Source organism: Saprospiraceae bacterium (assembly GCA_016719615.1).
Taxonomy (GTDB): Bacteria; Bacteroidota; Bacteroidia; order Chitinophagales; family Saprospiraceae; genus Vicinibacter.
On the sequence record JADJYQ010000007.1, the window covers coordinates 12,060 to 37,139 of the forward strand.

General features: G+C 38.2%; 18 protein-coding genes and 1 pseudogene. 8 read left to right on the forward strand and 11 right to left on the reverse strand.

Annotated features, from left to right (window positions below; genetic code table 11):
• Positions 1-516: 516 nt before the first annotated feature.
• Entirely contained in the window at positions 517-819 is a 303-nt protein-coding gene (locus IPM92_14615; GenBank protein MBK9109563.1) for an ATP-dependent Clp protease adaptor ClpS, read from the reverse strand.
• A gap of 7 nt (positions 820-826) precedes the next feature.
• Entirely contained in the window at positions 827-1,300 is a 474-nt protein-coding gene (locus IPM92_14620; protein MBK9109564.1) for a redoxin domain-containing protein, read from the reverse strand.
• Between the two features lie 51 nt (positions 1,301-1,351).
• On the opposite strand from IPM92_14620, the gene IPM92_14625 reads away from it, so the two are divergent.
• The 3 genes from IPM92_14625 (at position 1,352) to IPM92_14635 (ending at position 3,672) form a co-directional block, all read left to right on the forward strand.
• A complete protein-coding gene (locus tag IPM92_14625) occupies positions 1,352-2,263 on the forward strand; it encodes a DMT family transporter (protein ID MBK9109565.1) in 912 nt (303 codons plus the stop codon).
• Between the two features lie 68 nt (positions 2,264-2,331).
• Complete coding sequence (locus IPM92_14630; GenBank protein MBK9109566.1) at positions 2,332-2,940, forward strand: superoxide dismutase; 609 nt, start codon at positions 2,332-2,334, stop codon at positions 2,938-2,940.
• A gap of 15 nt (positions 2,941-2,955) precedes the next feature.
• Positions 2,956-3,672: a hypothetical protein gene (locus IPM92_14635; protein MBK9109567.1), complete on the forward strand. Its 717-nt coding sequence runs from the start codon at positions 2,956-2,958 to the stop codon at positions 3,670-3,672.
• 195 nt (positions 3,673-3,867) lie between these two features.
• On the opposite strand, the pseudogene mtgA reads toward IPM92_14635, so the two are convergent.
• Positions 3,868-4,655: pseudogene (gene mtgA, locus IPM92_14640) on the reverse strand (monofunctional biosynthetic peptidoglycan transglycosylase).
• 47 nt (positions 4,656-4,702) lie between these two features.
• On the opposite strand from mtgA, the gene IPM92_14645 reads away from it, so the two are divergent.
• Positions 4,703-5,134, forward strand: coding sequence for a hypothetical protein (locus IPM92_14645; GenBank protein MBK9109568.1), 432 nt, complete (start codon positions 4,703-4,705; stop codon positions 5,132-5,134).
• Positions 5,135-5,649: 515 nt separating this feature from the next.
• Here the strand turns inward: IPM92_14645 and xerD are convergent.
• Complete coding sequence (xerD, locus tag IPM92_14650) at positions 5,650-6,558, reverse strand: site-specific tyrosine recombinase XerD (GenBank protein MBK9109569.1); 909 nt, start codon at positions 6,556-6,558, stop codon at positions 5,650-5,652.
• Positions 6,559-6,633: 75 nt separating this feature from the next.
• Here xerD and kynU point away from each other — a divergent pair, with 75 nt between their 5' ends.
• Both kynU and IPM92_14660 read left to right on the forward strand, forming a co-directional pair.
• On the forward strand, positions 6,634-7,911 hold the full coding sequence (gene kynU, locus IPM92_14655; protein MBK9109570.1) for a kynureninase: 1,278 nt from the start codon (positions 6,634-6,636) through the stop codon (positions 7,909-7,911).
• A complete protein-coding gene (locus tag IPM92_14660; GenBank protein ID MBK9109571.1) occupies positions 7,898-9,241 on the forward strand; it encodes an FAD-dependent monooxygenase in 1,344 nt (447 codons plus the stop codon). Before kynU ends, IPM92_14660 begins: the two co-directional genes overlap by 14 nt.
• A gap of 681 nt (positions 9,242-9,922) precedes the next feature.
• Here the strand turns inward: IPM92_14660 and IPM92_14665 are convergent.
• A complete protein-coding gene (locus IPM92_14665) occupies positions 9,923-10,630 on the reverse strand; it encodes a DUF4197 domain-containing protein (protein ID MBK9109572.1) in 708 nt (235 codons plus the stop codon).
• Between the two features lie 179 nt (positions 10,631-10,809).
• Here IPM92_14665 and IPM92_14670 point away from each other — a divergent pair, with 179 nt between their 5' ends.
• Positions 10,810-12,756, forward strand: a complete 1,947-nt coding sequence (locus IPM92_14670; protein MBK9109573.1) for a KUP/HAK/KT family potassium transporter — start codon at positions 10,810-10,812, stop codon at positions 12,754-12,756.
• Positions 12,757-13,150: 394 nt separating this feature from the next.
• Here IPM92_14670 and IPM92_14675 read toward each other — a convergent pair whose 3' ends face one another.
• From IPM92_14675 to IPM92_14700, 6 genes are all read right to left on the reverse strand, one after another.
• On the reverse strand, positions 13,151-14,722 hold the full coding sequence (locus IPM92_14675) for a hypothetical protein (protein ID MBK9109574.1): 1,572 nt from the start codon (positions 14,720-14,722) through the stop codon (positions 13,151-13,153).
• A 10-nt stretch (positions 14,723-14,732) separates the two neighbouring features.
• The gene (locus tag IPM92_14680) at positions 14,733-15,383 is read right to left on the reverse strand and encodes a caspase family protein (protein MBK9109575.1); all 651 of its coding nucleotides are present in this window, start codon (positions 15,381-15,383) and stop codon (positions 14,733-14,735) included.
• Positions 15,384-15,545: 162 nt separating this feature from the next.
• Positions 15,546-18,071: a caspase family protein gene (locus tag IPM92_14685; GenBank protein ID MBK9109576.1), complete on the reverse strand. Its 2,526-nt coding sequence runs from the start codon at positions 18,069-18,071 to the stop codon at positions 15,546-15,548.
• Between the two features lie 251 nt (positions 18,072-18,322).
• Positions 18,323-18,709 carry a hypothetical protein gene (locus tag IPM92_14690; protein ID MBK9109577.1) on the reverse strand — a complete coding sequence of 129 codons (387 nt, stop codon included), beginning with the start codon at positions 18,707-18,709 and terminating at the stop codon, positions 18,323-18,325.
• 257 nt (positions 18,710-18,966) lie between these two features.
• The gene (locus tag IPM92_14695) at positions 18,967-22,674 is read right to left on the reverse strand and encodes a T9SS type A sorting domain-containing protein (GenBank protein MBK9109578.1); all 3,708 of its coding nucleotides are present in this window, start codon (positions 22,672-22,674) and stop codon (positions 18,967-18,969) included.
• A gap of 291 nt (positions 22,675-22,965) precedes the next feature.
• Positions 22,966-23,370, reverse strand: coding sequence for a hypothetical protein (locus IPM92_14700; protein ID MBK9109579.1), 405 nt, complete (start codon positions 23,368-23,370; stop codon positions 22,966-22,968).
• A gap of 394 nt (positions 23,371-23,764) precedes the next feature.
• Here IPM92_14700 and murA point away from each other — a divergent pair, with 394 nt between their 5' ends.
• Positions 23,765-25,069: a UDP-N-acetylglucosamine 1-carboxyvinyltransferase gene (murA, locus tag IPM92_14705; GenBank protein ID MBK9109580.1), complete on the forward strand. Its 1,305-nt coding sequence runs from the start codon at positions 23,765-23,767 to the stop codon at positions 25,067-25,069.
• The last annotated feature ends 11 nt before the right edge of the window (positions 25,070-25,080 follow it).

Sequence of the window (25,080 nt, forward strand, 5' to 3'; positions counted from 1 at the left end):
TTAATGCCAATCTGGAAAAATGTGCAGTCTTTGTTTTGATTACTAATACTTATACACAGGTTTAGAAATGTTCTTTAACAATCTAAATTAGTAATTATGAAAAATCAAAATGGCGAGAGCCAAACAACATCGTCTATGTTGCTTGTAGGCTTGTAGGCTTTCCCGACATAAATAAACTTCTTATTTGCAATAACTTTATAATGTCGGGAGGCTTGTAGGAATGTAGGAATGTAGGAGGAAGTCTGTTAGTCTGTTAGTCTGTTAGTCTGTTAGTCTGTTAGTCTGTTAGTCTGTTAGTCTGTTAGTCTGTTAGTCTGTTAGTCTGTTAGTCTGTTAGTCTGTTAGAAAAAAACACGCCCTAACGAATGTTAGTTCAAATAAAATACAATTATTTTCAATTTATTTTCAAAACTTTACTTGCCTAAGTATTATTGCTTTAGGCTTTTGGCTTTCCCGACATGAACCAGCTTCTTCTTAAAAATAATTTTCTGATGTCGGGAGCTTTGAGCTTCCTCCTTAAACCTTTATCGTCTCAATCACCGCAGAGAGTCCGCGATCGCATAATGCATCTTTCATGGGGACCAGAATATTGAAACTTGCCGTTTTGACAACAGCTTTGCCTTTGAAATGCACGATCAGTGATAATTGCTCTGCCTGCTCAAAGCTGTGTTTACAAACATCCATCAGGCATTGAATGACCCAGTCAAAAGTGTTGACATCATCATTGAACACGATCAGTTCAGATACTTCGCCGGTGGCTTCTTCCAACAGGACTTCATCTTCCAGGGCTTCCCAGGTTCCAGGATTTGTTTGTGGCATAATTGAATCAATTGAGATTATCCAATGTTCTGTTCACAGCGTCGAAGTTAGGTAAATTTCCAGCATTCTCCAAAATTTCGATATACCGGAGCAGGCCTTCTTTGTCGATCACAAAAGCCGCCCGCTTGGAGACTCCCCTTAAACCAAAATTAAATTCCTCATAAAGGCAGTCGTAAGATCTTGAAACCGACTTATTAAAATCAGACAACAAAGGATATGGCAAATTTAATTCTTCTTTGTATTTGTTCAGGCTATAGGGAGAATCTACGGAGATCCCAAGAATTTGTGCATTGGATTTTGCATAAAAATCCATCTGGTCGCGTATGCTACAGAGTTCTTTGGTACAGGTACCCGTAAAAGCAAATGGAAAAAACAACAAGACGACATTCCGGTTTGCAAAATCGGTAAGGCTTACTTCCTTCTTTTCATTGGAAATAAGGGTAAATCCGGGTGCTTTTTCGCCAATTTTTAAACTGTACATATCTTGCTGTTCAAGCGGGCACAAAAATAGATATTTGTACCAATTTACAAAATGAATCTCACAGATCGTCAAAAAGCCATTTTAAACCTCCATCTCGCGGTCTTTTTGTTTGGCTTTACGGGAATTTTAGGTAAACTCATCTTATTGCCCGCATTGACCCTGGTTTGGTGGCGCGCACTGATGAGCTGGATTTTGATGTTGCCCAATTTAAAACAGGCCGGCGGACTCAAAAATCTGACGCCCCGAAGTATTTTTATCTTTCTGGGCATTGGCGTTGTGGTTTGCTTTCATTGGATGTGTTTTTATGGTTCCATCAAACTTTCAAATTCGTCGATAGCCATGATCTGTCTGGCTTTTATTCCCATTTTTACCGCTTTTTTTGAAAGTTTGTTCAATAAAAGGCCCTTAAACAGATTGGATGTGATCACTGGATTGGTCACCATTCCATCCATGTGGATGATTGTACAAAATATAGACCTGAGTTTCAGGCTGGGATTTGCAGCCGGAGTTCTTGCTTCCCTATTTTCTGCCATTTTTGCCAGTTTAAATAAAAAATATATCATGAAAGCGACAGCCATTCAAATATCCTGGCTGGAACTCTTTTCTGTATGGCTGGTTTTATCTATCATCATTCCGTTTATGTATTTCTATCAACCCGAAATGAAATTTCTACCCACAGGAATGGATTTTCTTTACCTGATCTTGTTATCATATGTATGCACTGTAGTGTCTTATGTTTTGGCACTCAAATCATTACACCACCTGAGCGCTTTTTCATCCATGCTGGCCTTTAATCTGGAACCCATTTACGGGATTATTTTGGCCATACTCGTCTTTAGTGAACATAAAGAATTTAATACCTATTTTTACATAGGTGCTACGATATTGATCTTAAGTGTTTTTCTCCACCCGATTTTACAGAAAAAATGGAATCCAAAACAATTCCCGGAAATTGAGCAATAAAAAAGGTCCTGGTCTGAACTCAAATAGTATATTTACGTTTACTATAAACCAACATTAAAACAAGTATTATGCCCTTTACACTCCCCGAACTTCCTTATCCTCATCAAGCGCTTGAACCTCATTTTGATACGCGCACCATGGAAATCCACCATGGCAAACATCATGCAGCCTATACTACAAATCTGAACAATGCCATCAAGGATACTCCACTGGAATCCATGACCATAGAAGAAATTCTCAAAAACCTTGACATGAACAATATGGCGCTTCGCAACAACGGTGGAGGCTATTACAATCATTGTTTATTTTGGGAATGCCTTTCACCACATGGCGGGGGAGAACCCAAAGATGAGTTGGGAGCTGCCATTACTGAATCTTTCGGAAGTTTTGAAGCTTTTAAAGAAAAATTTTCTCAAGCAGCTATGACCCGCTTCGGATCAGGTTGGGCCTGGCTATGCGTTCAACCGGGCGGGAAGCTCGAAATTTGTTCGACGCCCAATCAGGACAATCCTCTCATGCCTGCAACAGCTTGTGGAGGAACGCCTGTCATCGGTCTTGATGTATGGGAACATGCTTATTATTTACTCTATCAAAACAGAAGAGCCGAATTTATTTCAGCGTTTTTCAACGTCGTCGATTGGGAATTTGCTGAAAAACGCTACGCGCGTTTGCGTTAATTCACTACTCTATTTATGAACACATTAAACACAGTCATAGAATTATGCTGTGCAGATATCCATTCCGTTCAAGCAGCAGAGATTTATAAAATACCTGCTATTGAATTGTGTATAGATTTAAGTTGTGGTGGACTTACACCCGGTATGGCCATGGTTTCTCAAACCCGTAAATTATTTAGCGGTGAGTTGGGTGTATTGATTAGACCTCGCAAAGGAAATTTTCATTATAGTACTTTGGAAAAAGTCCTGATACTCGATGAAATTTCCAGAATGCTTGATGCCGGGGCAAATGCCATCGTCATTGGCGCTCTATATGAGGATGGAAGTCTCGATTTAAAATTTATGGAACAAATTGTGCAAGCTACCATGGGGAGTACTCTCGTGTTTCACAGAGCAATAGACACAACTCCTCACGTTGATAAGATTCTTCAACAGCTCACCGATTTTCAATTTGATCGGATACTAAGTTCAGGAGGAAAACATACTGCTTCCGAAGGGGCAGAAAATTTAAAAAAATGGAGTCAATCTATCAATCATCAAATTGAAATGGTTGCAGGTGGGAAAATAGATGCCAGCAATGTGAAGCAGATTATTAAAGAAAGTGGTTGTAGGAGAATTCATTGTGCGCTGAGGAGTCCTGGAGAGCTCACAGAAAGTGTTTTGGATTTAGGTATACCGGATGCACTGGATGTAGACAAATTAAAATCTCTTCTGAAAGTATTGAAAAAATAAAATTGAAATACTGAATCGAGGTTTCGGTATTGATTCATGTTCCTTTATTTCCCGCAGATTTTCGCAGATTACTCGCAGATGATTTTGATTAAAATTGGTGGCTAAAAACTTACTATTTTTTTCGATTGCGTAAATAAATTGTAATCTTCAGCTTTTGGCTTTGAGCTTTAGTCTTTAAGCTTTAGTCTTTAAGCTTTAGTCTTTAAGCTTTAGTCTTTTCCCTTTAGTAGGTTTATATGCTCTTTGCAACAAAGTCTGAATCTGAACATCGGGTTCCAGTTGATCCATTTGCTGAAGCACCCATGGATATCTGAATGAAACATAATTTGATAAAGGTTTGACTTTATACCTTTTAGGGTTTGGCAAGCTGGCTGCGATCATAGCCGCCTGCTCTCTGGTTAAAAACCGGGCATCTTTATTAAAGTATGACATTGATGCGGCCTGGATTCCAAATATACCTTTGCCCATTTCTGCACAGTTAAGGTACATTTCAATGATGCGCTTTTTCGGCCAAAGGAGTTCTATCATCACCGTAAAATAAACTTCAAGTCCTTTGCGAAGCCAGGATCTGCCTTGCCAAAGAAAAACATTTTTGGCAACTTGCTGAGAGAAATTGTAGAGGCGCCTCTTGTGCGTTTAGGTTTCTTTTTGTTATGCTCGAGCGCTTTTTCAATACTTTCAAAATCAAAGCCATTGTGTTCCATAAATATCTGGTCTTCCGCACCTATCACTGCCAGAACTGCATGTGGGGAAATGTTTTTCAGCGATACATAATCCCGATAACAACCATTGCCAGAAATCATACTATTCAATTGCGTGGTCGTGACAGGCGGAAATACAAGGATGAGTAAAACGAGATATAAAAAATGAGCCGCAATAATTAATCCTATCCAGGTCAGGCATTTATAATACCATGCCAAGGCTTTGTATCGAGTATATAAACCCTTGATCCGGCTACCCACAAGTAAAAATTTATCTTTCATCATTGGCTCTGCCAAATTTATGTATGTTTGGCAAATAATTGCATTCTATGATCTGGCTTTTACGAGGATTGGTCTTTTTTTTAGCCTGCTTTTTTATTTTACCCTGGTTTCAGGTCGAAGACCCCTTCAGATCTATAGGTCTCCGGTTTTTTTCCATCTCAGGTAGTGCTGCCCTTTATCAGCACGATTGCAATCCTGATCGCATCTATTTATATGAATACAATTTGGGGCAAACGCTTTATCAGCAGCGGTACGATGGTTATATTGAGAGCCTGGACCAGAAAATTCCCGAAAATATGCGTTGTTCCGGAACTTTAGCGTCTAAAGTAGAAATTCCCATTCGCTATTTTCCCTATTTCAAGTATTGGAGTGAACCGGAAGATGCCATCCGTCCATCCCTTATCCTATTCATCATGTTGAATGCCGTGAAATTTGGGTCGGTAATTTTGTTGGTACTAACGTTTGTTAGGAGGAGGTGAGGGGCAGTTGGAAGTTGACAGTTGTTGGTTGTTAGTAAAATTCCTTTGCGAGCGAGAACAAAATAAAAATAGCTGCGATTCATCTTGCACTTGGAAAACAGAGTTTTTCTGACGCCCCTGTGGATCCCGCTTTGTTTAAGTTATTTTAAAATATTAGAGTTTCTGAAAGCGAGATGAAGACTCCGCAGAGCAGGTTTTAATAAATCGCATTCAATTCTGAAAATTCTTAAATTCTGTAAATTCTGATTCAGACAATGAGGAAGTTATAAAAGTTTTTCATTTTAGCTAGATCACGGTTCTATTGAACTTCCGGTTCGCCACGAAGGCACAAAGACACAAAGGACCACGAAGGATTAATAATTGAGCAAGGATGATAGCTTATGGATGAATATTAAATATTGATTATTGCCCACTGACTATTGTCTATTAAGTAGGGAACAAAGATAAATGTGCTCTATTTAATCAAACCTCGTAATCATATATATCCTTTTCCCTTTAGCCTTCAGCCTTAATCCCTAATCCCTCCTATTCAATGGATGAAACTGCAATATCGTTTCGCGCAGATAATGTATATCCAGATGCGTATAAATCTCAGTGGTAGTAATACTTTCATGTCCAAGCATTTCCTGTACGGCCCGGAGATTGGCTCCGCCTTCTACTAAATGTGTTGCAAAGGAATGTCTGAAGGTGTGCGGACTCACTTCCTTTTTGATGCCAGCTTTGGCAACATAATGTTTGACCATATTAAAAATGCTGATGCGGGATAATTTCTTTCCAAAGCGGTTCAGAAATATATAATCTTCATGTCCCTTGCTGATTTGATGCTGATTGCGTTCGGCGTTTTTATAAATATTGATTTGTTTGAGGGCTTGCATTCCAATGGGGACTAATCTTTCTTTATTTCCTTTGCCAATCACCTTTATAAATCCATCTTCAAAATAAATGTTGGATAATAATAAATCCGTTAATTCGCTGACGCGCAAACCGCATGCATATAAAGTTTCAAGGATGGCCCGATCTCTATGTCCGTAGTCTTTACTTAAGTCTACGGCCTCTAAAATTTTATCAATTTCCTCGATGCGGAGGACATCCGGAATTTTTCGGATCCATTTCGGACCTTCGATGAGTTCCGTTGGATCATCCACTACGATGTTCTCGATCAATAAATATTTATAAAAGGCTTTGATTCCGGAGAGGATTCTTGCCTGAGAGGTTTCTGAAAAACCAAATTGATGAATCCACGCTAAAAAAGATTCAATATCTTCTGACTTGATCTGTTGAGGATTGCACCCATTCAGTGAATCTATTGAAAATTGTTTCAATTTTTCAACATCTCGAATATAGGCTTGTATAGAATGTGCCGACAAGGATTTTTCCAATTGGAGATATTGCTTAAAACCGATAATGCCAGAATGCCAGTCCATCCGGTAAATATAAGCCAGACATTCTTGCCTGCGGCTCTAAGCCAAATGACTTATTTTTGCAGCTTTAAAGTAAGAATGATAGATAAGATGCATGCAATTGAATTAGCCCGGCAGCTGGACCAAAAAGACAGTTTAGCTGAATTTAGACAACAATTTCTCATTCCTAAAAATGCAGAAGGTGAAGATTGCATTTATCTCTGTGGCAATTCTTTAGGTCTGCAATCAAAGGGAATTCGTACAATTATTGAGCAGGAACTTTCAGATTGGGAAAAATTTGGAGTACATGGCCACCATGATGCACAACGCCCGTGGTTTAAATATCATGAATTTCTGACGGAACCCATGGCTGAATTATTGGGCGCAAAACCGATCGAAACGGTTATTATGAATACGCTAACGGTAAACGTCCATTTAATGCTCGTTTCATTTTACCGACCCAAGCCAACTAAATTTAAAATACTCATTGAATACAGCAGTTTCCCTTCAGACAGGTATGCAGTTGAATCTCAGATAAGATTTCACGGTTACGATCCTAAAGATGCATTGATCATATTGGAGCCGGAGCCGGGAAAAGATTATGTGGGTCGGCAACAAATGGAAGCCGTCTTTGCCCGCGAAGGAGACCAAATTGCATTGGCTTTGATCGGTTCCGTGAATTATTACACCGGCCAGGCCTATCCAATATCTTTTCTCACTCAACTTGCACATGCACATGATTGTAAAATTGGATTTGATCTTGCACATGGTGCCGGCAATCTCCTATTAAATCTTCATGACGATGGTCCTGATTTTGCCGTTTGGTGCGGCTATAAATATCTAAACGGTGGCCCGGGCACATTGGCAGGCTGTTTTGTCCATGAACGACATTCAATGGCTCCGGAATTAGCGAGATTCGCTGGTTGGTGGGGCCATGATAAATCCCGACGATTTAAAATGGAGCCTCAATTTGAATGCATGCCAGGTGCCGAAGGCTGGCAATTGAGCAATCCACCTATATTGCCCATGGCATGTTTGCTGGCGTCCTTACAAATATTTCAAAAAGCTGGAATGAAAGCCATCCGTGAAAAAAATCTTGCCATGGGTAACTTAGTCATTCAATGGATCAAAGAATTGAATCATCCAAATATAGAAATCCTTACACCTGATCAGCCCGACGAAAGAGGAGCGCAACTTTCCATTCGTTTAAAAGATGCCAATAAAAATATTTTCCAAAAAATAAGTAAGGCCGGCGTCATTGCAGATTGGAGAGAACCCGATGTGATTCGCATTGCTCCTGTTGCGCTCTATAATAGCTTTACAGATATCGCCACATTTATTGAAATTTTTAAAAACGCAGTTTATGAAAAGGGATGATCAAAAGATTCTAATCGCTGGTAGTGGCTTGGTAGGTAGTTTAACGGCATTGCGCTTACTTCAACTTGGCTTCGACGTAGAGCTTTTTGAATCGCGGCCTGATATGCGCCGCACAGATATTCCTGCAGGAAGATCGATTAATCTGGCACTTTCACACAGAGGGATTAAAGGATTAGAACTTTGCGGAATTGGTCCGGAGGTTTTGTCCAATGCCATACCCATGTTTGGCAGGATGATTCATCCGAAAGAAGGAAACTTGCAATTCCAGGAATACAGCTCGCGATCAGGAGAATATATCAACTCGATCAGCCGTCGAAGCCTCAATATGGTAATTATGGATGCCATCGAAAAAATAAAACCTGATTGTATTCATTTTGGCCATCGTTTGGTCAACGTTGGCAAAGATGCTTCGGAATTTTATTTTGAAAATCAACAAAAAGAAATCATTAAAAGAGATCGAGCCATTCTTATCGGGGCAGATGGTGCCGGCTCAGCAGCCCGAAAATGGATGTTGGACCAAACGCCCCATTTTCATTTTGACTACAGCCAGCGATACCAGAATTATGGATACAAAGAATTGACCATTCCTCCCGGGGCTGGTGGTGAATTTGTCATTGAAAAAAATGCTTTACACATCTGGCCAAGGGGACACTTCATGATGATCGCCCTCCCAAATCCTGATGCCACTTATACAGCCACCTTGTTTTTGCCTTACCAAGGAAAAGAAAGTTTCTCACAATTACAAACAACCGAACAGTTGTTAGCTTTTTATAAGGAACATTTTTCAGATGCCGTGCCTCTCCTAAAAGATCTTGAAATTGAATTTTTTGAACATCCAACAGGTTATCTGTACACCGTAAAATGCGAACCCTGGCATTATAAAGATAAAGTCCTTTTGATCGGAGATGCAGCCCATGCGATCATCCCGTTTTACGGGCAAGGCATGAATTGTGGATTTGAAGATGTGTTTGTACTCGATCAACTAATCCACCAGCATTCTGAGTGGACATCTCTCTTTGAAGCCTTCTCGAAAGCACGCAAAAAAAATGGAGATGCCATTGCCGATCTTGCAGAAGACAATTTTATTGAAATGCGTGACAAAGTTGCCGATCCTGTTTTTCAGCGCAAACGCAAACTGGAAATTCAACTCGAAAAAGCTTTTCCGGAATATTATTCCAAATATGCGCTGGTCACTTTTCGACCGGACATTAGCTACTACGATGCCATGATACAGGGAAGAAAACAAGATGATCTGCTGATGGAGATCTGCAGGCAAGATCAGGAAGTATGGTCTGAAGCTGATTTGAGGGAGATTTATGGAGTCTGTTAGTCTGTTAGTCTGTTAGTCTGTTAGTCTGTTAGTCTGTTAGTCTGTTAGAAAACAACACGCCCTAACGAATGTTAGTTCAATAAATTTCAACTTTTTTTAATTTATTTTTTCGAATTTTACTTGTTAAATAATATTGCATTGAGCATTGAGCATTGAGCATTGAGCATTGAGCATTGAGCATTGAGCATTGAGCTTTTGACTTTTGACTTTTGACTCTTGACTCTTGCTCCTCTGTCCTGTAGGGACAAAATATGGGTAGCACAATGCGATTACGAAAACCGCGTGCCGTAGGTACGCAAGATGGATTATAGATGAAAGATGATGGATTATGGATTATGGATTATGGATTATAGAGCAAAGAGTAAAATGTATTATTCTAACGAACGTTTGTTAGTTTCAGCCTTTAATCCTCCCGACATCATCATCATCTTTTTATTGAATAAGAATTTCATGTCGGGACGACATCATCATCATCTTTTTATTGAATAAGAATTTCATGTCGGGACGACATCATCATCATCTTTTTATTGAATAAGATCTTCATGTCGGGACGACATCATCATCATCTTTTTATTGAATAAGATCTTCATGTCGGGACGACATCATCATCATCTTTTTATTGAATAAGACCTTCATGCCGTGACTCCATCATGCATGATCTTTGCTCCTTAATCTTAAGGTTTACTTATCCTGCTTTGCGAAAACCTTTTTCAACAGATCTGATGTTCTGGCGGATAAATTGTGGCGGATGTCTTTTTCTTCCTCTGCAATTTTCATAAACAGGCCATCGAGAGCTTTTTGCGTAACGTGATCAGACATGTCCGGATTGGCTTTTTTGACAAAAGGAATTTGGTTGTATTGGGTAATCGCCGAGTTCCACAATTGGAGGGCCCCAACTTTGCTCATCGATTCGTCTATAAGGGGTTTGAAAGCATTGTATAAAGCATTGCGGGTCGTTCGCGTCAAGTACATGGTAGCTGCATTATCTTCACCTTTTAAAATATTTAATGCATCAGCGATGGTCATTTGTTTAATGGCATCTATAAAAATAGGTTTGGCTTTGATCGCCGCATCTTCAGCTGCGCGATTCAGTTTTTCGATCACATCCTCTTCTATGCCACTGAATCCCGGGATGACCCGAAGTTTGTTACAAACTTGTTTGGCATCTTCTGGTAAAGCTATTTTATAGATACTTTTAAAATAGCCGTCCTTCTGAGAGAGCAGATCGGAACCATTAACGGCACCTTTTGTCAAAGCTTCCTTGAGTCCTGAAGCAATATCGTCGTTATTGAGATCAATTCCTGTAACTTTTTTAAATAATTTATCAAATTGGGCATTACAAGATTGAAAGAGCAAGGCTAATGGAATTAAAATAAAAATAGATCTCATGTTTTTTCATTTATAACTGCAAAACTAAGCGGCCTGACACATTCCTTTGGTTAAATCTTTGTGAAAACCCATCACATTGTTTTTCAGCAGTTTGTAATCTGTCAAATAAAATACCGCTATTTAAATACATATCATTGTATTTTTGCCGCTTTGTTTCGCGAATTAAAGTCTGCACATCCATGCCACCACCTAATGACCATCACAAATTAAGTCTCGGCGGTCTACTTATAACTCTAGGGATTATTTTTGGAGATATAGGAACTTCCCCTCTCTATGTGATGCAAGCCATTACCAAAGGGAAGGTCATTTCTCCGGAACTCGTTTTAGGTGGTGTATCGTGTGTCCTGTGGACATTAATCATACTTACTACGATCAAGTACGTATACCTTGCTCTCAATGCCGATAATAAAGGGGAAGGAGGGATATTCGCTCTTTATGCCAAAGTGAGACGTTACAATTCTAGTTGGGTGATTTACCCGGCTATAATAGGTTGTGCCACATTGATTGCTGATGGATTCATAACACCACCAATTTCAATCTCGGCCGCGGTTGAAGGACTAACTATCATTTTCCCCGGCATCAAGACAGTGCCGATCGTTATCGGTATCATCATTGCCATATTTACTTTTCAGCAAGTGGGCACCCAAGCAGTTGGCAAAACATTTGGACCTATAATGCTCATTTGGTTCAGTATGCTGGCAACATTAGGCGTCATTCAAATTATAGATCACACAGAAGTATTAGCAGCATTTAACCCTAAATATGCCATCAATCTCCTCATCCATTACCCACAGGGATTTTGGTTATTGGGAGCAGTATTTCTTTGCACCACTGGAGCTGAAGCTCTCTATTCTGACTTGGGTCATTGTGGCAAACAAAATATTCGGGTAAGCTGGTCATTTGTAATTGTAAGTCTACTTTTAAATTATTTTGGTCAAGCTGCCTGGCTATTGGAAAATCTGAACGGACAAACGATTACTTCCACAACACGAATTTTCTACGAGCTCATGCCTGCTTGGTTTCTACCGATTGGTATTGCAATCGCCACTGTTGCTACCATAATAGCCAGCCAAGCTTTGATAAGTGGAGTCTTTACTTTGGTCAACGAAGCTATGAAACTGCATTTGTGGTTTCGGATGCGCGTCAACTATCCTTCTAAATTCAGAGGGCAAGTCTACATCCCATCCATTAATTGGTTCCTGATGTGTGGATGTATTGCTGTGCAGCTTATTTTTCAAACAGCAGAAGCCATGGAAGCAGCTTATGGTTTGGCCATTACCATTGACATGTTGATGACTACTTTGTTGTTGAGTTATTTTTACAAAATCAAATCACATAAGACTTGGTTGGGTTTGGCTTTACTCATCTTTTATTTATGTTTTGAGACTACTTTTCTGATCTCCAATTTTGATAAACTGCTTCACGGTGGTTGGTTTACACTCATTTTGACTGTTGTTTTTGCAATAGTTGTATTTGTACATTACAACGCACAAAAGATCAGGAATAAACATACCAGATTCGTTCCGCTCAACGATTATGTGCCGGTTCTGAAAGACGTCATCACCGATGACTCAATATCCAAAGAATCCAGTCACTTGGTTTATCTCAGTATGTCTGAAAGTAAAAATCTGATTGATTCCAATATCATGTATTCCATCTTGCGGAAAAAACCAAAACGGGCAGATGTCTATTGGTTTGTACATGTTGCTATTGTTGACGATCCTTATTCAAAAAGCTTTCATGTCGACACCATTTTACCTGGTCAGATCTTTTTTGTTCATTTAAAATTCGGATTTAAGGTTCAACACAGAGTCAACTCTATGTTTCATGAAATCGTAGAACAAATGGTAGCAAGTGGAGAAGTAAGCATTAAAAGTGCCTATCCATCTATACGCAAACACAATATTGATTCTGATTTTAAATTTATCTTATTGCACACCCGTGTATCAGCAGATACAGAACTCACCGGCTTCGAGCAATGGGTTGTGAGAACTTATCGAATGCTTAAAAAATTCAGTTTGCCGGCCGTAGAGGACTTCGGTCTGGAGATGTCGAATGTAGAAGAAGAGTTAGTACCTATTTTGGTTGGACCGAAAGCGGAAATCCATTTGAAAAGGGAAATGTGAACAGGATAGACAGGATTGATAAGAATGACGGGATTTACAGGATTATGAAGCACTTTTTGACCTCTAATCTTTGTACCATAAATCATAAGCAATAGTCATTGGTCAATATTCATCCATAATCTCAAATCTTTACTCCATCATCTTTGATCTATCATCTATTATCTTTGATCTTTAATCTTTGATCTATAATCCTTGATCTATAATCCACCCGATAGTATATCCCATTTTTATTGAACTATTCCTTCATGTTGGGACTCCCAAATCAATCCTTTGTGGACCTTTGGGTCTTTGTGCCTTCGTGGCGAAAAGGATGTTCAATAGAAACGCATTCCAAATTGAAACAGTTACTTCTTCTTCAACTTCATGGTTCAATCATTTAATCCTGTAAATCTTGTTAATCTTTCAATCCTGACAGATTTGGGAAGTATTGTTGCAACAAGATGACAAACGGCTGATGATCGCGCATTTTTTCAAATCCCTTATCCAACTTCATTAATTCAGTTTTATTAAATCCTTGTGAGAAAGCTTGTTTAAAGTATTCCATAGATATTTCAGAATGATTTTGGAGAGATGCATTGCTTGCCAGATAAAAATAAACAAGTGGAGCCTTCTCTGTGATCCTTTTAAAATAGGCATCAGAAGAATCTAATTGATTTATACTTCGATAATATTCTCCTAAGCTTTGAAGGGCTGCAGGATTTTCTGGATGAACTCTTAATACATCATTAAAGATGGCCAAAGCTATCTGAGTTTGCTCAAGTTTCAATTCAATTTCACCTAGGTTAATCAATGCATCGGGATCATTTGGTTTTAGTTCAAGATAATGCAGTATCGCTTTTTTAGCTTCGGGATATTTTTTAGAGTGGTAATAGGTCAAGGATAAATTAAAATACGCATTCGCATACGTGGTATCCAATTGAGTCGCGATCATCAGATTTTCAATTGCCAAATCAAACTGTTGCACCATTTGATAAGATGAACCCAGATTGTAATGCGCCAATGCAAATTTGTTATCCAGTTCAATGGCTTTTAAGCCACTAAATATGGCACTGTCAAGAAGTTCCAGGTCATTGAAGCAAGCACTTAGATTGGTCCAGGCCAAAGCCCAGCCCGGACTAAGACTCAGTGCTTTTTGAAAATAGCGGATAGCTTCTTTTGAATTTGATTTACGCCTTTCGAGTAAACCCAACTCGTTATAAGCAAAGGCGGCATCCGGATCCAATTCAATGCAACGAAGTTGCTGCATACGAGCTGTCTCAAACAAATTTATATTTTTACTACGTTCTCCTTTTAATCTCAATTTTAGGCCTTCATAATAATGTTTACGGGATTGTAAAATTGAATACAATTTATGTTCAGTTCCCAGAATCGATGCCGCTTTTTCCAGATATTCAGGATAGCGCTCATAACGTTCATTGAAGGACCATCTCTTTCGCAATTCAACGGGATCTGATTTCAAATAATCGTTGATCGCCTGTTGCGTCTCATCCACCATCGCCGCAGCCAATTGATATTTCCATTGTTGAAGGTATGCTGCTGTTTCTGGTTCCTTTTCTAAAGCAGTGAGATAATCCCATGCCGAGCTGTCTTTAGGATAAATCATTCTTTTGTCTGCAATAGATTTAGCAAAAGCCTGATAAAGTTTTGAGATGTTTGGATTTTTAAAATTTGAAAAATCATTCAAGGTTCCTCTGGCTTGAGCAAGTGTCTGATTTTGTTGACCCGCTTCAGATTCTTCTGTTGGGCCACTGCTGCGCACTTTGGTTAATAATGATGCTTTATTTCCAACAGCCATGGGCAATTGTTTTTGCGGGGCTACCGCATTGGTTACTTCATCTTCAAGATATCTTTCAATCTCAAAAAGACTGACCATTTGATCTTTATTCTTATCAGCCAGGCCATTTAAACCTTTCAACAAATAATATGAAAATACTCCGCGACCTCCACCCCAATGAGCCGCTTCCAATGAAAGTTCATCAGGTTGGCAGGATAAAAATTTTTAGTTCGTTGGCAAATTGTTTGGCAAGATTCATGGATGTCAATTGGCTTCCGCCTACTGCATTTCCAGCCAGTTTTCCGGATCTGCAAGCATCTGTGATCATCAATACTTTAGCCTTATTTTGGGTAGATAAGGTTGAAATGATTTCTTGCAAATAAATCAATCCAAAAGTTCCGCCGCTCATATAAACCGCAGGCGGAGCATCCCAACACAAGAGAAAACCCGGTTGACTGATGGTTTTGGTTTCCAGGTCACCATGGCCGGAAAAATAGAAAATGAATAAATCGCCTTCTTTGATTTGGTCTAAAAGCGGATACATAGACATAATGACGTTACCAGCGGATGCTTTTTCATTGAGTAGCAACTCCAGATTCTGAGTATCCACTCCGACACCATTGGGATCGAGCAGATAATCTGCAAAGGCCTGTGCATCTCTGTCGGCATACTTTAAATCTGTGATTGCCGGATTTTGATAATCAGAAATGCCTACGACCAGGGCATAAATCTTTCCTTTGAGTTCCTTTTGGTTTTCAACTGCAGAAACACCTCTGGACAGGATTTGCGCTGTAGAGCACAATGGCAAAACGCCAGCCCAAAGCCAAAGCAATATATATTTATACGACCCCATTTAATTAAAGTACCCCTTATTGTAAATCGTTATCAGCTTGACCACGGCATTGATTTATTTGATTTAACGCTTTACTATGTAAAAATACATGGAATCTGATGGAAAAATAAAAAATTTAAGATTTGCAATGAATGGACCTATCCAGACTTTTAAGCTAAACAATTAGTTGTTACCCGAATTCAACAGATTTATGAAGTCTGTATCGGAATGAAATTTTTCAAAATTGGGATCATTTAAAATCTGCCAGTTGTATTGATGATTATTTTTCAAAACTTTTCGCAAAAAAGTCATTGTTTTAACCTTTTCTCCTGAGCTTGCCGATAAACAGGCTTGAATATAATGATATTTTGTAAGTTCAAACTTATTAGCTTGGAAGGCCCTCAAATATTTTTCAACTTGATCTAGTCTCCCGGTATAAATTAGATTACTTACAAGCCGCTCCAGGCCATAATCATCCAAATTAGAAAAATTTCTATAGGATTCGAATGCTTTAAGTGAATCCTTAAAACCATATTGATATATATCACCAATCATGATAGGATCATTATTTAGCTTGAGTGCATGGTGTAAAGCTTTTTGATAGTAGTAAACTGAACTATCCCGCATTTGGTTAAAAGCAAAACTCTCGCCCAATTCTTTAAGGAAGCGAACTTTCGTGGAATCAAATTTTAGATAACTTTTTAAAATAAAAATTGCACTGTCAAACTTATACTGACTCTTGTAATTCTGCGCCAGATACCAATGGGCTTCTTCATGATCCTTTTGTAAAGAGATAACACTTCGAAAGCAAGTGTCCGCTATTGGGTAATTTTTTTTCCAAAATTGAATTTTTCCCCTTATGAGCTTTGGCCCCCTGGCAAAAGTATCTCTCTTTTCAGCCAGGCTCGCCAATTTATAAGCTTCTTGTTGCCTTCCCGATTTAATATACATTTCAGCGAGATTATTGTAAGCTGAAGTGTAATCGGGGTTAATAGAAATTATTTTTTTTCCAAGCTTTTCTGCTTTGTCAAATTCATATAAACTTGAATATATCGAAATTAAATTAGTATAAGCAGCGTAATACTTGTTGTTGACTTCGATGGCCTTTTCAAAAGATTGAGCCGACTCTCTGATTTTTCCAATATTGTATAAACTTACACCAATTAAATTATGGACCAATTCGGAATGCGGTATCAATTGTGTACACTTATTAAAATAATAGAAGGAACTGTCCATATTTCTCATCGTTTGATGTTTGATGCCTAAGAACAGGTTTGTATAAGCTGCGTTTGGTTCGAGTGTTCTGGATTGATGCAAATAGAGGATGGATTGCATATGTGCATCATGGTTGAGTGGTCCATAGTTATTGATATGGATATTGAATCCTACAATCAAGGCCTTGATTAAAAAATATCTAGATAAGATTGGATTAAAGAGGTAATGATTTTTATCAATCAAATTGAGACAAGTATCTAGGTCCGACAAAATGTATTGAATTTGCTCCAATTTAAATCTGGGTATTTTTCCTTTATTGATGATTGGATAAATGATGCTATCAAATCCCCGATTGAAATGAACAATGAGTTTTCTTCTAAGTATAGATTCCAGGTCAGACTCAGGATTCCGTTCTATAAATTTTCGAAAATTGGAAGTGATTCCTTCAGAAATTTCAGGCTTATAATTGTAGCCATTTAAATATCCTGTGGTCAGGCTGTAATATTCTAGACTTATCGAATCTAATGCAGGCAATAGCTTTTCTTCGCCTCCTTTAAAATTAATATCGCCTGGCATTTTAAGCACTTTTGAAATGGACTCCTGTAGCGAATCTTTAGATACACCAGAAACACGCGTTATGATGCGACTAAATGGCCCCAAAACAATTGGCGTTTGTCTTTTATCACTTTCAAGGTAAGTGTGTTTACTAACATATTGGTTTAATTCAAATAAGCTAATACTATGATCATTATCTAAATCAGCCATTCCCCTTAATCCCATTTCAAGATTATATGAAAAAAGTCCTCTGCCTCCTCCCCATTCTTTACCTTCAATAGAGAGCTGGTCCACATCACATGAAAGAAGTAAAGTAGCATTGTCAGAAAGTGTATTCCTGATGGCTTTGGAAGTATGATTTTTTCCCTTATCGCCACCTTTTAGTTTTCCAGAATGACAAGCGTCTATAATATAAACCACTTCTACTCCCTGATCTGTAAGCTTACCAAAATAATCTGCCAATTGTGAAACTTGTAAAACCCCATCGCTCATTCCAAAATAATTGTCTTTCGGACTATCATAAAGGAGCAGCAGCCCATTCTTGGATTGCGTAAGGTCTTCGATATCCCCATGTCCGGCAAAATAAAAATACAATCGGTCTTTCGGTTTAAGTTTCTTAATTAAATCAGAAATTGCATCTGAAACATTAATTCGGGTTGCTTCGGCATTTAAAAATAGTTCGATCCGTTGAGAATCAGAGGCGGTGAAATTCGATTGAAGCAAATAGGATCTGAATGCCAACGCATCATGATCTGCAAATCGCAGATCATTAATATTTCTGTAATCGCTGATGCCAATGATTAAAGCAAAAATCCTCCCGGTAGAAATCTCAGTAACACCTTCAGGAATTTGCCCGCGGATTGGTTGCGTTGACACATACATCCCGCAAAAAACGAAAACGCTTAAAAATGAAATTTTCCATTTATAAGAGAATAGCATAACCCTTTTATTGAATTTTAAACTGACCTGTAAACCTGCTGTAAATATATCAGAAACCTTTGATCTTTTGCAATACTTAATCGTTAGATATTTTTTTGGCCCCCCGACTACCTTTACAACCAAACCTTCATCATGCTTTGACGCCCCTTTTATAAAATTAAAATGAATTGTTTTTCAAATAAAAAAAGAGGCCACTTTTGTGGCCCCCTTTATTTAGATCTGTTCTTCAGTATTTTTAAAAACTTGGGTAATTACTTCAAATCAACATTTGTAACGACTGCTTTATCAGCACGAGTAACTCTCATCCGATAATTTCTTCCTTTTGGCGCATCTGGCAATCCAAGCAAATCAACGTCTACGGTACCATCCTTCTCGTTGTATTTTACGCGTCTCTCACCTCTTGCAACAACTTTATCATCAGCGTCAACCAGTTGGAATGTTAAACCAGTGCGGCTCAAACTTCTCAAATCCTCAGTTTGAATAATCGATGGTGCGGCAGCGGATTTTCTTAAATTTAATTTAATACCTACCGATTCAGACCTTTGATTACCACCCGTTTCTGTAGCTTCAACTTGAGCGTAAGATTGGCTAAATCCTAAAAAAATGAAAGAAAAAAGAAAATAATACATGTTTTTCATTTGTAAAATAATTTAAAATTTAAAAATAATCGTTAATAAATAAAAAGCTATCAGATTTACATTCCTGATCGCATATTTAGGTACCCAATGCAGCAATTTGTTATCATTTTATTTTAATTATTTTTGATAAAATTGGCATTTATTGTAACCCGGGACAAATATATTCTTAAATCAATCATTGGCTCAAAATCCCCCTCAACTAATTACATATCCATAAATATCCAATTTAATGCAACAATTTACAGTTGTTGGATACTCTACATTGCAAGGCTTAATAAGCCTTTTAATTTTTCGATGGCAATGACCTTCTCATCAGAAATTAATTTCAAAAAATAAAATCCTGATCTTAATGAGCTTGCATTAATATTTTGTATTGGATTGCCCGCAATTACTTGTTGTTCAAAAACATTTCTTCCAGTTAAATCTATGATGCGGAATTTCATTCCAGTAATTGCTGAATGCTGCAATTCAATAGTAAAATTGCCATTGCTTGGATTTGGATAGATGCGCAATTTTCCAAGTTGTTCTGAATAGCTTGATAGCGGAACTTTAGATGTACAAATCTCAATATTATCCAGACCTATAACAGACATCACCGAATCACTTTGATTTTGAAGACAAATCACCAGGTATTTCAATTCAGGATTATGTTGAAAAATTAATGTAGTATCAAACCGTATGTAACCAAATGCTCCTAGTTGATCCTTATATACTTTTCTGACTACTTCTGTAGATCTAATCGGGTTTAATGTAGAATCATTTTGTAATCGAAATACAATGTTTGGCCTTATAAGATCGTAGTGTTTTCTCTGATAATCTAATAAATCAAATCCAATATTGATAAAATTGTCCTCTAGTAAGTTTACTTGCTGCCAAATTCCCGCAAAATTATTTTTATTTCCAATCAATAAAACCTGGCCATCATCAGAAGCACCCAAACTGTCCGTCACAAAAACCAAACCATCCCCGGTATTTGGAAATAATTTCCAATCATCAATTTTGGCTTCATTGTTCTTGCCCATATGGCCTTCGACCCTTCCTAGTGTGAAGTCACCATTTTTAATTGCATTTGGCTCACATAAACGAAGAGATGGATTAGGGAAGCAATTGATCGTTACTTTTCTGCAATAGAATTCCCGGCATGTATCCAATTTAACAGGATCGATTCGAGTGACAAACATGCACACGTTAAAAATTCCAGGATTACTAAATTGAATAAGCTGACTATTATTGCCAATGGATGTGCCAGGTGTTGGCGTCATTGCCGGAGTTACAACCCATGTAACTTTATCATTTGGACAAAGCGCTTTTGGTTTAAGTGTTCTGTTACAACTCATTTTATTACCACTTACATAAAACCCCTGTATAACATCTTGCTTAATGGAATCACATGGGCAGGGGCATTCATCAAATGAAAAGTTTATTTTGCAGTTACACTTATTACTTCCGCATTGTCCACTTACATTTAATGTATATTGTACTCCCGCATTAAACCAAAGTGTATTAAGCAGAATATCGAAATGTCCGCTTGCGTTCGGCTGTTGAGCATAAAGTGGAACATTTCCCAATGATACAATTTGTCCCGAATTTGATTGCACGATATTCCATTGTATGGAATCCTTAATACAGTTTATAGCATTGCAATTTAGATTGCCCTGAACAGTAAAATATTGTCCTGGCTTTATACAAGGCAATTTCACAGAAGGGCCGCCACAATTCCCAGCAAATAGAGCACCAGGCCAATTTGGATTAAGAAAAGTTATTGGAGAAAATGATTTGCACATACAAGTATCACAAACCAACTTCAAAGAATCCCGGTATACTTTATCAAAACATTTGACAGGCGGCATTACGCTGTAATCATATTCTGTTGCGGTCCATGAAATGTAATACGTTCCGTTTCCCGAATAGCTATGCATTGGCATGCTAGCTGTCGAATAATTTCCTGTAGTAGAAGAACCATCTCCCCAAAAAATCGGACCAATGGAATCACATTTTGGAAGATTAGCGATGTTGAGGGTGGCTTTACATTTAACATTATCAACCGTAATACTTACCGCATTTGAAATGCTCAATTCAAAATCAAATTGATTGGAACAACAATCATGTCCGTCTGCCATGAAATAAATAGTACAAGGACAAATATGGCTCCCACAATGTCCATTGATAGTTAATGTATATAATCCAGCTATTGAAAAACTTGAGTTCGTAAAAGGCAAAATAAAATCCGGATTGGCATGCACAGCAGGAATTGTAATAGGAATAAATCCAGGAGGTCCGGTAAGAACTAAATCAACCGTTGGTTGTGGACAATTGGTTCCCAAACATTTTAAAGAAGATAAAAATCGAATAGGTACGATTGCGGTGGATGCCGGCACAAATAAGGTATCACCGCAAGCATATGGAATAAGAGGTCCGCGGCCAATGCTGTATTGCAAATCAAATGGACCGCATAAACAAGTGTCGCAATTTACATTTACGGTCGTACACATTTTTTTGCTATTGCATTCATCAACCACATTGACACAAAGTTGATGGGTGCCGCTTGATGTAAATGTATATGACCAGGAACCGCCAGGGTTTGTAATCACCTGGGGTACATTGGCACCATCTAATGAAGGCGGTGTACTAAAGAGATAACATGAATCAAATTGTGGTGCAGTTGCGGTAAACTTACAATTCGATTGAACGACTGTAAATCCCTGATTAATAAGCGTAGAAAATGCGAGTGAATTTGCACAACAATCGATACAAAAATCACCGTCCTCCCAGAAGACTAACTTACTGGAAAGATTCGCACCAATGATAGGATTTACTACACTGTCCATGTAAAATTTATAATTAATGGGCGCTAAATTCGTAGGAACCAAAGCAACAGTATCCTGTAATACCATACATGTGTTAAGCTCAAGATCGCTTATGGAAAGAAAGGCTTCATGACCACCAAATCCCTGAGCCATAATTCTTCCATCTGCAAATACAATATTGTTGCCGGGTAATAATGAAGTTGTTCCGCCAAAATAGTTGGAACCGGAATTAAAATATTTGACCCAAACTAATGTTGGGGAATTAGGTAAGTTATCTATAAATTTCAGAATAACTGATCGGGTTGCTGATCCGAATGATCCATTACCCGTGGCATAAATAATACCCGGAGCGGCGACCCAAACTTGTGATAAGGAAATGAGTTTTGGAATTTGAACTTGCCACAATTGATTAAGATTTTGATCAAATTTTGAAAGAAAAGGTGCCTGACCCACTTCACTATTTGATGCTGTGTAAAATCCACCACTAATTCCATCCTGTACCATATCAGGATAGTTCATCCAATTTGCAATCTTTCCTGCGATTATTTTTCCATCATTTTTGGTCATATACATAATGCCGGAGTGATCATTCAGTGTATTTAATCGGCTCCCTGAAAGAATCATATTCCCATTCGGCAAAGCTTCCAAATCTCTTAAAAATTCATCATCATCAGTGCTCACATAAATTCGCTTCCAGTTGAAATTCCCGTTTGCATTCATATTTAATAAAACAACATCATCCCAGGTGCCTGATAATCCTGGAATTTCTTTTTGGCCGCCTAAGACATAATATGGAAATGCAGGATTATGAGGAATTGGGTTTTCAATAATTTTTAGAAAATAATCTCTTTCAGGTGCATCGTATTCTTTGACCCAAGCAAAGTTACCTGATGCATCAATTCTTCCCATAATGCTTTTACCAAGGCTATTATTTAATGGAGTAGAATGACCAACAACTAATAAGTCACCTGATGGCTGTATGCGAATAGCATCATTCCATTGCGACGTTATATCTAAACTTCTGGTCCAAAGCAGTGATCCATCTACAGCGAGCCGAGTAATGGAAGCACTGGGGAGCGAGCCGGCCGTTAGCTGATCCAGACCTAAGACATAATATTCACTGCCATCCGCTATTACTTTAGAAAATGAATTATTCAAGTTGCTTCCAAAGTATTTTTGAAATTGCGCTGAACTTTTAATAGGAACGCAAACAAATAATATAAAAATTACGAATGTTATTCTACTTGATCTAAACAGAAAAAACGAAGGTGTAAATGTTTTCATACCTGAATTATTTGTGAGTCATAAATACTAAAGATAAGCATTAAATCAGGCAAATTCGAAAATTCTGCTTTTAGATCATATTACACCAATAAAAAAGGAGACAACAAATGTCGTCTCCTTTTTTTATTTTTAAGACTTGGTGTGTCTTGTAGGAAAGATGAAGATTTACTTCAAATCCACATTCGTAATTGCATTGTCTGCTCCGGTAATTTTTAATCTAAAATTTTTACCTTTAGGTGCAGCAGGAAGACCTACAACATCAACTGAAACGTCTCCGTTAGCTTCGTTGTACTTCACGCGTTTGTCACCACCAGCAATTGCCTTACCATTTCCATCCAATAACTGGAAACGCAATCCTTTACGGTTCATTGTTTTTAAAGCATCAGCCATAATTGCTTTTGCAGCACCTGTTTTAGCAGTTCTCAGGTTTACAGTAAGACCTGTTGCAGGAGCGTTTGTGCCTTGATTAGCACCAGGTTTAGCAGCACCACCGCCCATTGCACCTTGTGCATAAGACTGGCTTAATCCCAAAAAAACGAAAGAGAAAAGAAAAAAATACAAGGTTTTCATTTTTGAAAATTTTTTAATAGTGATAAAATGGACATTTATTTTTTAGTAGCCTATTTGACAGATACTAGTCGAATCAAATATCTAACTAATATCGATAAGTATTCAAACTTGTTCAAATGTTATCAGCAAAGATGTCAATTTTTTTTTGAAGTATGGTCAGCTACCTTGCGATTATAGGATAAAATTAGATATGAATTATTGATTATGAAGCACTTGTAAAAAAAATAAGTCCTGGTAAAAAAATTGATAAATATTTAAAAGATGGCAACTTCCTTTCAGATCATATCAATTTAGACTCAGTTCCTGAACTTTACAAAAGCATAGTCAGCTACCGATTGAAAAGGCCTGATAAAAAATGAATACTTTTGGCTCGTAAAAACAGACTATGACGACAATGGATAGTTTTGAGGTCATTGGAGGCAATAGGCTTCAGGGCGATTTGCAGCCTCAAGGTGCTAAAAATGAAGCACTGCAAATATTATGCGCAACACTGCTCACGGAAAATACGGTAACAATAGAAAACTTACCTGATATTCTCGACATCAGGCATCTTATTGAGCTTATTGCCGGTTTAGGTGTAAAGGTGACCCGACATGATGCACATAAGTATAGCTTTGAAGCCAAAGACGTAGATCTTGAATTTTTTGGCACCGAAGCCTTTCAATCTAATGCGCGAAAGATCAGAGGGTCTGTAATGTTGTTAGCACCATTATTGGCCAGATATAAAAAGGCTGTACTGCCCAAACCAGGTGGCGATAAAATTGGCAGAAGACGCCTAGATACACATTTTCTCGGCTTACAAAAATTAGGCGCTCAATTTGACTACGATGACACGAAAGGGGCCTATGTCATCAATGCCGATGAATTAAAGGGAAGTTATATCCTCATGGATGAAATATCCGTAACGGGAACGGCAAACGTATTAATGGCCGCTGTATTAGCGAAAGGAACAACCACGATTTATAATTCCGCTTGTGAACCTTATATCCAGCAACTTTGTAAGATGCTCATCAATATGGGTGCCAACATAGAAGGCATTGGATCTAATCTCCTACATGTTCAAGGCGTCGAAAGACTAAGTGGAACCACACACCGCATACTTCCGGATATGATTGAAGTCGGTAGCTTTATCAGTCTCGCCGCCATGACACAATCTGAAATTACCATCAAAAATGCCGGCGTAGACCATCTTGGCATTATCCCATTTGTGTTTGAAAGAATGGGAGCACAACTAGAAATAAATGGTGATGATATATACATTCCCGCTATGGAAGAGTATGCTATACAGTCATTCATGGATGGTTCGATTATGACAATTTACGATGCCCCATGGCCCGGTTTCACTCCCGATTTGATGAGTGCTTTGTTAGTTATGGCTATCCAGGCAAAAGGAAGTGTGCTCATTCATCAAAAAATGTTCGAGTCGAGATTGTTTTTTGTCGATAAACTCATCGACATGGGCGCGCAAATTATTTTGTGCGATCCACACCGTGCCACCGTCATCGGTCTCAATCGTAAGTTCACTTTGAGGGGTATTGAAATGACATCCCCAGATATACGTGCAGGAGTTGCACTTCTCATTGCAGCGCTATCTGCTTCAGGCAAAAGTAAAATTCACTCCATACATCAGATCGATCGCGGTTATGAAAACATAGATCAAAGATTGAATTCCATTGGTGCCCAAATTACCCGGATTTGAAAATTCTATTC

Excerpts from the sequence above, each read along its gene's own strand:
- IPM92_14615 (MBK9109563.1), bottom strand. The coding sequence starts at position 819 with ATGCCACAAACAAATCCTGGAACCTGGGAAGCCCTGGAAGATGAAGTC.
- IPM92_14620 (MBK9109564.1), bottom strand. The coding sequence starts at position 1,300 with ATGTACAGTTTAAAAATTGGCGAAAAAGCACCCGGATTTACCCTTATT.
- IPM92_14625 (MBK9109565.1), top strand. The coding sequence starts at position 1,352 with ATGAATCTCACAGATCGTCAAAAAGCCATTTTAAACCTCCATCTCGCG.
- IPM92_14630 (MBK9109566.1), top strand. The coding sequence starts at position 2,332 with ATGCCCTTTACACTCCCCGAACTTCCTTATCCTCATCAAGCGCTTGAA.
- IPM92_14635 (MBK9109567.1), top strand. The coding sequence starts at position 2,956 with ATGAACACATTAAACACAGTCATAGAATTATGCTGTGCAGATATCCAT.
- IPM92_14645 (MBK9109568.1), top strand. The coding sequence starts at position 4,703 with ATGATCTGGCTTTTACGAGGATTGGTCTTTTTTTTAGCCTGCTTTTTT.
- xerD (MBK9109569.1), bottom strand. The coding sequence starts at position 6,558 with ATGGACTGGCATTCTGGCATTATCGGTTTTAAGCAATATCTCCAATTG.
- kynU (MBK9109570.1), top strand. The coding sequence starts at position 6,634 with ATGATAGATAAGATGCATGCAATTGAATTAGCCCGGCAGCTGGACCAA.
- IPM92_14660 (MBK9109571.1), top strand. The coding sequence starts at position 7,898 with ATGAAAAGGGATGATCAAAAGATTCTAATCGCTGGTAGTGGCTTGGTA.
- IPM92_14665 (MBK9109572.1), bottom strand. The coding sequence starts at position 10,630 with ATGAGATCTATTTTTATTTTAATTCCATTAGCCTTGCTCTTTCAATCT.
- IPM92_14670 (MBK9109573.1), top strand. The coding sequence starts at position 10,810 with ATGCCACCACCTAATGACCATCACAAATTAAGTCTCGGCGGTCTACTT.
- IPM92_14680 (MBK9109575.1), bottom strand. The coding sequence starts at position 15,383 with ATGGGGTCGTATAAATATATATTGCTTTGGCTTTGGGCTGGCGTTTTG.
- IPM92_14685 (MBK9109576.1), bottom strand. The coding sequence starts at position 18,071 with ATGCTATTCTCTTATAAATGGAAAATTTCATTTTTAAGCGTTTTCGTT.
- IPM92_14690 (MBK9109577.1), bottom strand. The coding sequence starts at position 18,709 with ATGAAAAACATGTATTATTTTCTTTTTTCTTTCATTTTTTTAGGATTT.
- IPM92_14700 (MBK9109579.1), bottom strand. The coding sequence starts at position 23,370 with ATGAAAACCTTGTATTTTTTTCTTTTCTCTTTCGTTTTTTTGGGATTA.
- murA (MBK9109580.1), top strand. The coding sequence starts at position 23,765 with ATGGATAGTTTTGAGGTCATTGGAGGCAATAGGCTTCAGGGCGATTTG.